2 protein-coding genes are annotated in these 14606 nt (G+C 56.7%); both read left to right on the top strand.

Going from position 1 to position 14606, the window contains the following annotated elements; all coding sequences use genetic code 11:
* Positions 1–703: 703 nt before the first annotated feature.
* On the top strand, positions 704–13354 hold the full coding sequence (locus Pan216_RS02165; protein WP_145254169.1) for a fibro-slime domain-containing protein: 12651 nt from the start codon (positions 704–706) through the stop codon (positions 13352–13354).
* A 102-nt stretch (positions 13355–13456) separates the two neighbouring features.
* Entirely contained in the window at positions 13457–14491 is a 1035-nt protein-coding gene (locus Pan216_RS02170; protein ID WP_419193173.1) for a DUF4240 domain-containing protein, read from the top strand.
* The last annotated feature ends 115 nt before the right edge of the window (positions 14492–14606 follow it).

Consider the following 14606-nt stretch of genomic DNA (forward strand, 5'->3'; position numbering starts at 1 on the left):
GCCAGAAACCAAGATTTCCGGGACTAGCTGTCGGTTCTCAAGCCGTGTTGAAGTACAAGAGATTCGTCAAATTTGAGCGTGCCAAACTCATGCCGACAACACCGGACGGTAAGGATCGCGACAACGGGAGTACAATCGAAACAATTTTAAATTGGTCATTTTGACGTAACTCAAGACGGGCCAAGGAGAGAATTGCGTGCCACGTTTACCGTGCGGTATTTGCACCAGAAATTTCACATGACAAACGCGGATCCGGTGCTAGTCTTTGTTCCGACAAACCAGTCCGAACAAGTGACAGGATTGCGGCAGTCGGGCGTGGCATTGCACGCTTGCCTGGAATCCCCAATCTCTCGAGCGCTTGGGTGAACCGTGAATCGAGCGTGCGATGTTGGGCCGTCACTTGTTCGCATGAGGAGCGATCAACCCAGGGATGGTTGAGCGGGACCTTCCATCCACTCCGTGAACCCAGAACGAACATGATGGCATTGGCGAGCTGCTCCTGAACGAGCCGGTGCTCCGCCAATGTTGACAAACAGTCGAACGGCCTAGTGGGGCTAGAGGCTACGACTGCGCGCCGATTTAGGTTCCCGACCGGAAGGAAACTGGATCGTCGTGCTTCGTTTGCCTCGCTTTTGAACTTCATCAATTCGATTCACTGTCCGGATGTTGGCATCAGGAACTGTTGCCCGACAGGAGTACCGCTATGCGCATTCCCCTTTCCATCCTTCCTGTCCAAACTTCTCGTGAGAAGTCGAGCAAGGGGACCAGGAACCACGCGCGTCCTCCCCACTTCGGGCTGGAGGCCCTGGAGCCAAGAGAGACGCCGACCGACTACGCATGGTCGAGCCTTCCCTTCCTGCCAGCTCTCTTCGGCCTGACGCCTCAAGCGATGGCTGACAGCGAGGAACAACCCTCCGTCCAACGACGGACCAACTCAACGACACCTCCTTCAATGCCGATCGTCGAGGCCGAACCAGGGCTTGGGGAAGAAGGTGAGGTCGATAGCCGGTCGACACGCCGATCACGATTGCGTCGCGATCCTGCGGTCTTCGCGTCGCAGGTCTCAACGACTCACGACGACACTTCCGAGGTAAAGGACGAACTCAACCCTCTCCCTGACGACATATTCTCGGTAAGCGACGCGTCTAGCGGTTCGAGTGGCTCGGCTCGTCGATCGGACTCCTTTGTTGGGTTCGCCGACCAACAGCGTCCAACAGCGCCCCTCGAATCGAGCCGGATCGAGATGTTCGGCGGATTGGGGGGCGATGGAGGAGGCAATACTGGCAACTTCTCCGTGTCAGGCCCATCTCCCCAGTTCCTTTCGGATGCCGAGGAAGCTGTCTCTGTGGGCGAAGATTTGATCGCGGCCCCATTGGTGACGGAACCGCTCGCGCCAGCGCAGACCCAGATGGCGAGCATGACATCGCTTCCATCCGAGATCACCCTCAACGCGACCGTCCGCGACTTCATGGACTCGCATCCAGACTTCGAGGGAAGCTCGACGGGACTCACCACCGGCTTGGTGGAGTCGACGCTAGGTTCGGATGACGATCCGGTCTTCGCGGGGCCCGATGGTAGTGGAGCCATCACGTCCTCGGCGACCTTCGATCAATGGTATGAGGACGTCGCGGGCGTCAACACGAAGACGACGCTGCCATTGACGTTGACGGAAACGTCGGCTGGTTCCGGCATCTACGGCTACAGCTCCAATAGCTTCTTTCCGATCGACAACCAGTTGTTCGGGAACGAAGGTCGGTCGCACAACTTTCACTTCACTCTCGAACTCGACTCTCGGTTCACGTATCGGGGAGGCGAAACGTTCTCCTTCACCGGTGACGACGATCTCTGGGTCTTTGTCAACGATGAGCTTGTCGTCGATCTCGGCGGGGTCCATGGGGCCGCGTCGGGAAGTGTCGACCTCGACACCCTTGGATTGACCCTAGGCGAAACCTATTCTTTCGATCTCTTCTTCGCCGAACGACACACGACTCAGTCGAACTTCCAGATCGAAACGTCAATCGAACTCGTGACGGAGCCGCCCACCATCGAAGGGCTTCCCGCTCTTGTCAACGACGATGTGATCACGGATCTCATCCAGCTCGACGGAATCAACGACGAGATCTTGGTACGTCTCGCCGACGAGGATGGGCAGCTCGGCAAGCCACAACGCTATGCATCCGGCGGCGCTGCTCCCTCCGCCGTCGTCACCGGTGACCTGATCGGCGACTGGCGAACGGATATCGCGATTGGGCACACCGATGGTAGTGTCACGTTTCTTGAGAACGTCGGAGCCGGTACCTTTCAGCCTCGTGCCGATCTGACGGTCACCGGGCTTGGGGTGGTCACTTCTATCGCGGCTGAGGACTTTGACTCCGACGGCGACTTGGATCTCATCGTCAACGGCACCGATCGTGTCATCCAGCTCGTGAACGATCATGTCGCTCCAGCCTCGGCCATCGTCAATGGCGACTTTTCCGAGGGAACCACTGGATGGACAACGACGACCTCCGTCGACGTCGACAATGAAGTCGCTTGGCTCAACGAGGACGACACGAACCTGCTCACGACGATCTCGCAAGAGTTTGTCGTTCCCGGCGGCGCGACGACCCTCTCGTTTGATCTGTTGTCGCTCGGGCTGGACCCACAGGAAGATGGTTCCATTCCCGATGCCTTCGAGGCGTCTCTCCTCGAATCATCGACGAACGTCTCGCTCGTCCCAACCATCGGTTCGGGAACGACGTCGTTTTTCAACGCGAATCCCGACGACGAAACGAGAATGGGAAGCGGCGTCACCGTTGCCGACACCAGGATCACCCTCGATGTCTCGGGACTAGCAGCGGGGACGGTCGCGACGCTCTACTTCGACCTGATCGGCAACCCTTCGGATAAGGGATCCGCCGCAGCCATCGACAACGTCGAGCTACTGCCCTTGGATGTCGGGCAAGAAGGGTTCAGCGCGATCACCCTGACAGCTCCGGCGGGAATCACCGGTGAGGCAGCTACCGGTGATGTCGATAGCGACACTTTCGCGGACGCGGTCGTCGCGGATGACACGGGAGCCCTACTCGCGGTCTATCTCGGCGACGGCGCTGGCGTTCTGACCTACACCGACCCCGCGACGCTCACGGCAGGCGAGCAGACGGCGGCGAGCGAACTCTTCACGAACGACACGACGCGTCAGGAACTCCTCATTGAGGAGATCCCCGATGAAGTCGGTCGGTTCTTCGTCGTCGACTCCGCGACCGCATCGACCTTCCACTACGACACTTCCGGGAACTTGCTCACGGAGACGCTGCTTGGAACGTTGACACAGCCGCGTGGCGTCACCTCGAACAGCACGGGAAGCACCCGCTGGACGGCATCCCAAGACGGAACCGTTCTCGTGACACAACGAGACGGCACGATCTTGGCTGAATGGACGGCGACGGAGGCGGTTGACATCTCCGGGATCGCCACCGACGAGACCAACCTCTGGCTCCTCGATGCGGGACGAGGACGCGTCGACTACTTCGAGGAAAGAGCGGCCACGATCAACGGCAGTCACACTGCCGACGGCGGATTCCTTCTCGATGCGGCCAACGCGAGTCCCAGTGGAATCACGACGGACGGCTCAACGATCTGGATTAGCGACGATGTCGCCGACGCCGTCTTCCTCTACGACACGGCCGGTACGCTCTTGGGGCAGTGGACGCTCGATGGGGCGAATCTCGACGCCTCGGGCCTGACGCTCAATCCGGCGGGAGTCGCTCTTGGAAGCACCGAGTTGTGGGTCGTCGATCGTGCCGACGCGATGGTCTACTACTATGAAGCCGGCCTCGCCCAGCTCAACGGCTCCCTCTCGGCCACCGGCACGTTCAATCTTGCCGTCGGCAACGCTTCCCCCGAGGGGATCGCCGATCCGGTCAATCAGATCGGTCTCGATGAGCGAGTCTTCGATCTTATCTCGGTCGCTGGCGAACTCGATGAGTGGTCCTTCTCGGCAAGTACCGGTCAACAGATACTTGTCCAGGCCGCTCTCGGTAGCGACAAAGGCTTCCACCTTCAACTCGCCAGTCCAACCGGAAACGTTCTTATTGACGGGCCATTTGATTCGTCTGGGCCAATATTGCTGAACGAGACAGGTGACTTTACTCTGACAGTAAGTGGCAACGCTGTTGGCGAATACGCCTTCCGAATTTGGGAAGTTGAGAGTGGGGAGAATCCTCCAGCAGCGGCACTTGTCGAATACGATGGCCTAGTCGACGCGTCAACGTCATCTGTGGCGGTGTTCTCAAACACCACCTTCCAGCGCCAAGACGATGAGCTTCTTGTCGACATGCTGTCGGCCAATATCGGTAGTGAGCGCCTCGGCCCTGTCGTCGTGGCGGCGGTTGATCGCGTTGCGCCAGCCACATCTTCTCTCGTAAACCCAGCTGATATCCATCTGGATGGCCGCCCAATTGTAGCGTTCGCAGGCGACCGACACGCTCCAGGGCTGATCCCCGGCTCGGTCAGTGAAACGCACACCATACGGTTCACGAGTTCTGACGGTCTACGATTCACACCTTACCTCGACCTTCTTGCTCCAGACAACTCAGCTCCTGTCTTCACATCCTCACCAATTGTTTCCGTTCAAGAAGGTTCCACGTATACATATCCTCCTTCTGTAGTAGACTACGACGACGATCCGCTTCGCTTCAGCCTACTTTCTACTCCCTCCGGATTAGATATCGATCCTGACACGGGTGAGTTGTTTTGGGCTCCCGCTGAGTCGGACCTCGGGCGCCATAGTGTGGAGATTCTCGTCGAGGATGGTCGGGGCGGCGCCGCACGCCAGGCTTTCACCGTTCAAGTCAACCCTTCTGGAAACGCTGATCCAACTTTCACTTCACTGCCAAATGCGCTCAGTGTACTTGTGGACAGCCAGCTATCCGCTGCGGTGATCGCCGATGATACAGATGGCGACATGGTGTCCTATGCGATCCTCGATGGTCCGAGTGGGCTCGTGATTGGCCAAAACACGGGAGTGCTTTCCTGGGCGCCGTCGGCGGCCGAACTAGGAGAGCACACGGTCACCGTCCTGGCTGTTGATGGCCGTGGGGGCTCCGCCACTGCGAATGTTTCTATCGAAGTCATCAGCGTCCCATCGGCCTCCATCTCCGGAGTCACCTTCTATGACAAGAATGGCGATGGCAGCCAACAGTTTGGCGACTTACTGGTCGCCAGCCGCAACACTGATTCGATAAGCCGCTTTAGCATCGACGCTGGTGCATACGTTGGCCTTGCGGTACCTGTCGGCTTCGGTGGACTCAATGGTCCTAACGGTATCGCTGTAGGCCCTGATGGCTACTTGTACGCTAACAGCGCCGATCCAGACCAAGTACTCCGCTTCGATCTCACAACAACTAGCGCCTTGAGTCCGTTTGGCTCTGGTGTCGGCATGAGCGTTCCGAATGGCTTAGCATTTGGCCCTTCCGGTGACCTCTATGTCGCTGACTTCCAGATCGATCAAATCATTCAACTAAGTGGACAGGATGGCTCTCTCGTCCGAAGCCTAAGCCATCCAGCACTCGATGGTCCAGGTGGTATCACTCTTGGCCCGGACGGCTTCCTCTACGTGGGCGGCTACTACTCGGACAACGTGCTTAAGCTTGATCCGGAACTGGGAGTGGCTGTCCCGTTCGTAGCGTCAGGAAGCGGTGGATTGAACGGAGTGAAAGGACTCACGTTCGGGCCTTCTGGTGATCTCTTTGTTTCGAGTTCCGTGAACAGTCACATCCTTCGCTTTGACGCTCAATCCGGCGCCTTCATCGAGTCATTTGCATCGGGAAGCGGGCTCGGCGATCCCTTCGGAATCGAGTTCGGCCCCGACGGCCACCTCTACGTCGGCAACCATGCGGGCAACAACGTCCTGAAATTCGACGGCACTACCGGAGACTACTTGGCAACGTTGGACCCTGTTGGATCGATCAACTATCCGACATTTCTCACGGTGTCACCTGAATCGGAGGCCCGCGTTGGACATCAAGGTGTGTTTATTGACACAAACAACAATGGGATACGAGATGAGGGAGAACATTTCACTACGACTAACGGCTCCGGAGAGTACCGGTTCGACGGTCTTGCGCCTGGACACTACGCTGTAGTCATCGAAACGAGTGACGAGTGGCATGCGAACAGCACAAGCACTCAGATCTTGGTAGTTGGCACCGGTGAATCGTCCATCGCCGATTTCGCTCTGTCGCGAGAGCAGCTTGTTCCGCCCGGTTCCATTTCTGGATCGGTGTTTGATGACAAGGACGGAGATGGGACTCAGACGACTGGCGATCTGCTGGTTGCCAGTCGTAACACGGACTCCGTCAGTCGTTTCGACATCGCCACTGGTGCCTATACCGACCTTGCCGTACCTGTCGGCTTCGGAGGACTCAACGCTCCCAATGGAGTCGCTATCGGCCCCGACGGATACTTGTACGTGAACAGCGCCGATACGGATGAAGTGCTCCGGTACGATCTCACGACAGGTAGTGCATTGGGTTCTTTTGGATCGAATGCTGGGTTGAGTGTTCCCAACGGATTGGCTTTCGACCTCGGTGGTGAGGTATACGTCGCAGACTATCAGGCCAACCAAGTCATACAGCTCAGCGGAATCGATGGCTCTTTCGTGCGAAGCATGACCTTCCCCGAACTAAGTGGGCCGGGAGGTATCACCCTGGGGCCAGATGGCTGCCTCTACGTCGGCGGCTACGCATCAGACAATGTACTCAAACTTGACCCAGCAACGGGAACGGCTGTCCCTTTCGTCACGTCAGGTAGTGGTGGCTTGGATGGAGTGGCCGGTCTAACGTTTGGGCCTTCAGGTGATCTCTTTGTCGCGAGCAGCCTAAACAATCGAGTTCTTCGCTATGACGGCGCGTCAGGACACTTCGTGGATGTCTTCGCGTTTGGTGGAGGCATGGGTGGGCCCTTTGGGCTGGCATTTGGGCCAGATCGCCATCTCTACGTCGCAAATCGGAGCGGCAATAACGTTCTAAAGTTCGATGGACGCAGCGGCGTACACCTGGCAACGCTCGATTCTGGAGGAACAATCAACTATCCAACATTTCTCACAATGTCCTCAGATTCAGAGTGGGGTCTATTGAATCGAGTCGTCTTTCTCGATTCGGACGGAGATGGTCTGCGAGGCGAGGGAGAAGTGTTCACGTTCACGGATGAATTCGGTCACTACGCATTCGAGGGACTAGCTCCCGGCGACTACGTCGTCGCAGTTGAAGCTGAGTACGGTTGGCAGCCAACCGGCAGCAGCACCAAAGTGGTATCGGTGTCGTCGGGTCAGGATACAACGACTGAATTCGGATCGCAATCCATTGCAGGAATCGATCCGGCTTCCATAGAAGGCCATGTATTTAATGATCGTGACGGAGACGGACAGCAGAACGGCTCAACTCTACTTGTTTCGAGTTCCGATAGTGACTCCGTGACCTCGTTTGACGCCGGTACGGGCGAGCCTTTGGGAGCCCTCTTCTCAGTACGACATGGCGGCATCTGGAGCCCTCATGGACTGAGCTATGGCCCCGATGGCAACCTGTATGTCTCCGATGCCGGCAATGATCGAGTGTTGCGGTACACTCCATCTGGCACATTCCTCGACGTGTTTGCTTCCGGAGGAGGTCTCGACAGTTCGCACGGTTTGGTATTTGGTTCACACGGAGTTCTCTACGTAGCTGGTTTCCTATCAGATGACGTCCATCAGTTCGACGCAACCACTGGTGCTTGGCTTGGGAATCTGTCGCTTCCGTCCACCGATGGAACGTCTGCACTAGCATTCGGCCCAGATGGCTGGCTCTACATTGCAGGCTTTGCTTCAAGCAATGTTCTTCGCTACGACCCGGTAACTGGTGTGAGTGAAACGTTTGTCGCAAGTGGATCCGGTGGACTTCATGGCGCTGATGGTCTTACGTTTGGCCAGGATGGCAATCTTTATGTCGCTAGTCGTTATACAGATAATGTCCTAAGGTACGATGGTCTGACGGGAACGTTCCTTGACACGTTCGCAACGGGAGGAGGTTTGGCCGACCCGTTTGGGCTTGACTTTGGGCCGGATGGCGATCTCTATGTCAGCAACCGTGGAAGTGACAACGTATTGCGCTATGACGGTCAATCGGGTCAGTTTCTCGGCGTGTTCGCGACCGGCGGCATTGACCGCCCGACCTATCTACTGTTTCCCGATACCGCGGAAGGGTCGCTTGAAGGTTGGACTGTGTTCCTCGACTACGATGGGGACGGTAGACGAGATTTCAACGAATCGTGGACCTTGACAGACCGCTACGGCCAGTACGTGTTCCCGAACCTTCAACCCGGGAACTATACAGTCGCTCTTGAAGCTCCGCCGCTCTGGCTTGTCACCACACCAAGTTCGGGACGCTACACACACTCTCTCATAGCGGGCCAAACGGTAAACACAGATAACTTTGGACTCCGTTTCGACGAAGGGGCGTCCTCAAATCAACCTCCGATGTTCTCCGGCACTCCTGAAACCGTATCCGTTGTTGGCGATTTGTACACATATTCTCCATCCGCAATCGATCCGGAAGGGCAGGATGTCTACCTAGAACTCCTCGCCGGCCCAGCGGGCATGGTGTTGGATGAGGTTGGCGGCACACTAAGCTGGGTGCCGGTAGCTGATCAAGTCGGTCCTCATGATGTCACTGTCCGTGCATACGACGAGATTGGCGACTGGTCAGATCTCACTATCACTGTCACAGCGTATGATGGCCTTACCATCGACTCTCAACCAGTGCAGTTCGCCATGGATGGCCAACCCTACGCCTATGCAGTAACCGTAGTAGATCCGAGCGATCAAGTGCTCCAGTACTACCTCGACGATGCACCGGGGGGAATGAGCATCGACATCGAGACCGGGCTGCTTGAATGGATGCCGACGTCTGCCGATGTCGGCTCCAACCTTGTGACCGTTCGTGTAGCGAATGGTGGAGGCAGAGATGCTTACCAATCATTCTCCCTCAAGGTGTTGGCGTCGACGGAACTCTCCTTGATCGGGAATCCTCCAACCACAAATACCGCAGGTGAACCATATCGTTATCGATTCACCGCCGAGGGAGAAATAGGTCCTGTCGACTTCGAGCTCGTCGAATCCCCCTCAACGATGACGATTGATTCACGATCCGGCATCCTAAGCTGGTTCCCTGATCTGTCTGATATTGGAGGCCACGTCGTAACGGTTCGTGCTCACGATGAGTTTGGTCGGTCTGATGAAGTCAGCTATTCCTTGGAGATCACAGCCGACGTGGAGGCTCCGTCGGTGAGCATCTTGACTTCGAAAGCCTTGGTCGGACCTGATGAAGTCGTCACGATCGAAGTCATCGCGCGAGACAATCTCGCCGTGTCGAGCCTGATCGTAACCTCTAGCGGCATTCCCATTTCACTCGACGCCCAGAATCAGGCGGAACTGTCATTCGCTATGTCAGGTGTGCAGGGAGTATCCGCCACGGCTGTCGACGCCGCTGGAAATGAAGCGGTTGCTTTCCAGACGATTCGCGTCTTCGATCCGGCCGACACGACGCCGCCGGTCGTCACCATCACCAGTCCGCAGCCGGGCGACACGATCACGTATCTCACCGATGTTGTCGGCACCGTGACCGACGACAACCTCGAGTTCGTCGAACTCGCCCTCGCCGACTACAGTGCCCTCGGCCGAATCGCCCCCGGATACATCGACCTCTCGTTCAAGACCTTCGCCCGCATCGAGGCGGCCGGCCAGACCACGATCGACGGCGTTCTCGGCACCATCGACCCGACGATTCTTGAAAACGATGGCTACGTCCTGCGAGTCCTCGCGCAGGACGTCAACGGCCTCATCTGGATGGAGCACCTCGAACTGAGCGTCGAGGGCAACGCCAAGATCGGCCACTTCACGATGAGCGTCACCGACCTCGAAGTCCCGCTCGCGGGAATACCGATCACCGTCGGTCGCACCTACGACACCCGCCAGGCCGACGATGCCGGCGACTTCGGCTTCGGCTGGACCCTCGACATCGCCGACGGCGAGATCCGCGAAACGGTTCGCAATGTCGAAGCCGAGCGGACCAGCGGTCTCTTCGGCGCGACACCCTTCCGCATCGGCACCCGCGTCTACCTTACCGGCCCCGACGGCGAGCGTGGCGGCTACACCTTCGACCCCGTTCCGGAAGGGGGAGCCCTCGGAACCCTCTGGCGGCCCCGCTTCATCGCCGACCCGGGCGTCTTCCACGAACTCTCGGTCGACCCCGTTCCGCTCCAGCAAAGCGCCGACGGCACCTTCGCCCTCTATCTCTTCGGTCTTAACTGGAATCCGTCGGTCTACACGCTGACCACCAAGGACGGCACCGAGTACCGCTACGACCAGTTCAACGGTCTCCAGACCGTCACCGCCCGCACCGGTGTCACCCTCACCTACACCGACGAGGGGATCTTCAGCTCCGTCGGCGAGTCGATCCTCTTCGAGCGTGACGCCCTCGGCCGCATCACCGCCGTCATCGACCCCGCCGGCAACCGCATCACCTACGCCTACAACGGCGCCGGCGAACTCGTCTCCGTCACCGACCAAGAGTCCAACGTCACCTCCTATTCCTACCTTGACGACCCGCTCCATTACCTCGACGAGGTGATCGACGACGATTGCGGGTGTTCGAGCACGGTGCCTTCTATCCGCAACGAGTACGATGAACAAGGTCGTATCAGCAATACGTATGACGCTCTCGGATACTCGGTGACGTCAGAGTACGATCTGGCCAACAACACGGAGATCATCGGTGACCGTCTCGGCAACGAGACGACCCTCATATTCGATGATCGCGGAAACATCATTCAAGAGATTGATCCCGAGGGTCACTCCACATCCTACACCTACGATGCCGATGGAAATGAACTCACCGTTACGAACGGACGAGGGTTCACGACAACACAAACTTACGACGATCGCGGCAACGTACTTACCGTCACCGATCATCTGAGCAATGTCACCACGTTCACGTACGACAGCTTCAGCCGACTCTTGACTGCCGAAGATGCTCTTGGTGCAACCATCCAATACATCTACGATTCCAGCGGACATCTCATCGAAACGATTGACCAAGCGGGACACAGTTCACTTCTAGCCTACGACACCTTCGGCCGAATCACCCAGACGACGAATCCCAGCGGGTTCGCGACCACGTACACCTACTCCGACCCGAGCGACCGCCCTTCCCAGATCACGGATGACGACGGTTCCCAGATGCTCATGGAGTACAACGTCTTCGGCAATCGAGTCCACCTTACCGATCAACTCGGATTTGTCACTACATGGGAGTACGACAAGACCGGGCTACCCGTTCTCATTCGCAATCGAAATGGAGAGGAGACGAGGCTCGAATACACGATCCACAATCAGGTGTCGAGAGTGACCGATTCACTCGGCAACGAAACAACTTTCGAGTACGACGACAACGGAAACGTCATCTCTGACACCGATGCGACAGGTGCTCAGCGTCTCTACTCCTACGACCGACAAGGCAACATTGTCGAGTTAACAGACCGGAATCTCCGGACGACGACCTTCACGTACGACAAGAACAATCGTCTGACATCTGAATCGTGGCGTGAATCCGATGGGACACTGGTCAACGAACTCTTCTGGGGTTATGACGAAGTCGGCAACGTGCTGACTACGTCTGACAACTTCAGCAGCCTCAGCTACACCTACGATGAGCTCGACCGTGTGCTGTCGGAAGACAATTTGGGCACACCAAACGCACCCAATGTCGTCCTGACCTACACCTATGATGCCATTGGGGACCGATTGACGGTAAGCGACAACTCAGGCGTGGTCGTCACCAGCACCTACGATGAACGGCAACTACCCATATCTTATACATGGGCTGGCGCCGGTCTTGACGACGTACGTGTTGAGCTTGCCTACGATGAGAGCCGCCACCTTGAAGACGTCCGTCGCTTCAGCGATGCCTCCGGGGTGACTCTCGTAGGGCGAACCCACTATGGTTACGACAACGCTGGCCGCACGGAGACCATCGACCACACCGATGCTCTCGACAATGTCTTGACCGGCTACACCTACGAGTACAACCTCGCTAGCCAGGTCGTCCGATCAACCCATCACGGAAACGCCTACGACTACCAATACGACGACTTCGGTCAGATCACTGAAGTCTTCATCGATTCCATCCTCGCCGACACATTCGCGTACGACGACAACGGTAACCGTTCCGACGTCGACACGATCATCGGCGCGAATAACGAGTTGCTCGAAGATGCCGAGTTCCTCTACGTCTACGATGCGGAAGGCAACCTAGTCGAGAAAACTCTCAAGGCGACGGGGGAAACGACCAGCTACGCGTACGACCATCGCAACCGGTTACTTCGCACGACCATCAGTTCATCCGGCGGAGTCATCCTGCATGAACTCACCTATGTGTACGACACCTCCGGACGTCGCATCACGGAGATCCGCGATGGGAACGTCGAGCACCATACCTACAATGAGCTGAACACCTGGGCGGACTTTAATACAAATGGCACCATCCTGGCACGATACCTCATCGGCGAGGGTATCGACGAACTCCTGGCCCGATGGAAACCGTCCGAAGGAGTCTCCTGGTATCTCACCGACAGGCTGGGAACCGTTCACGACCTCGTGAATCATGCTGGCCAGGTCATCAACCACATCGACTACAACGCTTTCGGGACTCCGATCGCACAAACGAACGCGCTCTCGGGAGACCGTTTTCTCTTTACAGGGCGAGAGTTCGAGCCCCTGACGGGAGGCTACAATTTCCGATTCCGCGAGTACAATCCCACGACGGGCCGTTTCCTCAGCCGAGACCCTCTCGGTTTCGGTGCGGGCGACACCAATCTCTATCGCTATGTCGGCAACTCCCCTCTCTCCGCCATCGATCCACTCGGCTTGGCAGCGATGTCGGAAAAAGCTGTACACAAGAGGCTCCAAGCCTTAAAGAGAGAGGCTGTGAAGTGCCTTGGACAATACTTAGAAGGAGTGTTCATCGACTCAGCCGTTCAGTTCGCAATACAAGGAATCACAGGACTAAGCGGCCAAGGTGTCTACCTTTGGTACAACGGGGAACAAGTGTATACAGGCAAGACACTCAATCACCGTGATAGACGAAATGCCTGGAAAAGTGCGTTGAACAAAGGAGGATCGACTCTGAACAAACATATTGCGATCAGGCTTTCGAAGGAGCTCAAGGAAAGCGACCTTTTTCGAATTGAGCAATTTCTAAAGAATCGCCTGGAAGCATTGTTTCCCAAGGACATCGTAAAGAACGTCAGGAATCCAGCCAAAAACAATCCATGGCCTTGTTAGCTGGTCTTGTGGTCATCTTTCAGATCGCTTCGACGACTCTAGACAAGTTGAACAACCAAAATGAATACTTTCTCAAATGACAGGTCGATACGAACAGACGAATTGATTGCCGAATGGGCGGCTCAAGGGAAGCGAATGGGGAGCGACTTCACGTATTCGACAGCAATCGACACAGCCGTCCATGATGTATTCAACCGATATCTGTCCGAGGGGAGATTCTCTTTGTTGGTTGATGGATTGGTGGACATTGACGCGCTCAATCTCCGCGAACCAAATGGAATTAGCGACGAGCGTAGCCGGATGATTGACATGCTCGAGTCCGTGTTACGAGAGAATGGAATGACCCAACAAATCAAGCGTATGTGGAGTCGCCTTATCAAGAAGAGAGCCAGGGAGTACTATGGGTCGCTTCCATCGAGAAGCGAACTAAAGGACATGTCTGACAAGGATCTAGAAGCTTCGAAGCTGTACTCGGCCAAACACAAGTATTTTGCCGAGCGTGCCATACATGGGTACCTTAGATCAATGAACTTGTCGCTGGATGACAAGGAAGCGAGTGGAGTGGCATCTATTCTCGAGAATCTTCGGCAGGAGCGCAAGCCCAAGAGTCGCTTTCCAGCCGACCGACGAAAGATGTCTGAAGAGGTGTTCTGGGACGTGATATCGACGTGTCGTGACCAAGCCGAAGAGGACGAGGACTTTCCGGGGCTACTCGTAGAGAAGCTTGAGTCGTTCGGCAAACGAAGCATCGTAACTTTCCAAAACATCTTGAGCGAGCGGATGAGCAAACTCTATCGCCAAGATCTCTGGGCGATCGCGGCCATCGTCAATGGCGGGTTTGGTTCTGACGATGGATTCGAGTACTTCCGCGCATGGATCATCTCACAGGGATCCGAAGCCTATCAGCGTTGGCTCGACGCACCGGAAAAGGCGGCCGAGGCAATTGAACCTGGCGACAACGTCGAATGCGAGCTACTGCTCTACGCAGCCCCGGAGGCCTACAGCAGCAAGGATGGCGGCGACATCTACGATCATGTGCGCGATGTTCCCCAGGAACTCACGGGCGAACCGTGGCAGGAAGACGACTTGCCGAAGCTCTATCCGAAACTCTGGAAGCGTTTCGTCAAGAGGAAGTAACTCCGAAGACCCGGTTAGTCAACGGGCCAAACATTTCCTAGATCGACGCCCAATCGACAGCTCGGCTGCATCTCCGGACTCGCTCCGACAGCGCACAGCCTATGCACTCGGAACG

The sequence above is a fragment of the Kolteria novifilia genome (genome assembly GCA_007748055.1).
GTDB classification, from domain to species: Bacteria; Planctomycetota; Planctomycetia; order Kolteriales; family Kolteriaceae; genus Kolteria; species Kolteria novifilia.

Coding starts and splice junctions, on each gene's coding strand:
- Pan216_RS02165 (WP_145254169.1), top strand. CDS start 704: ATGCGCATTCCCCTTTCCATCCTTCCTGTCCAAACTTCTCGTGAGAAG.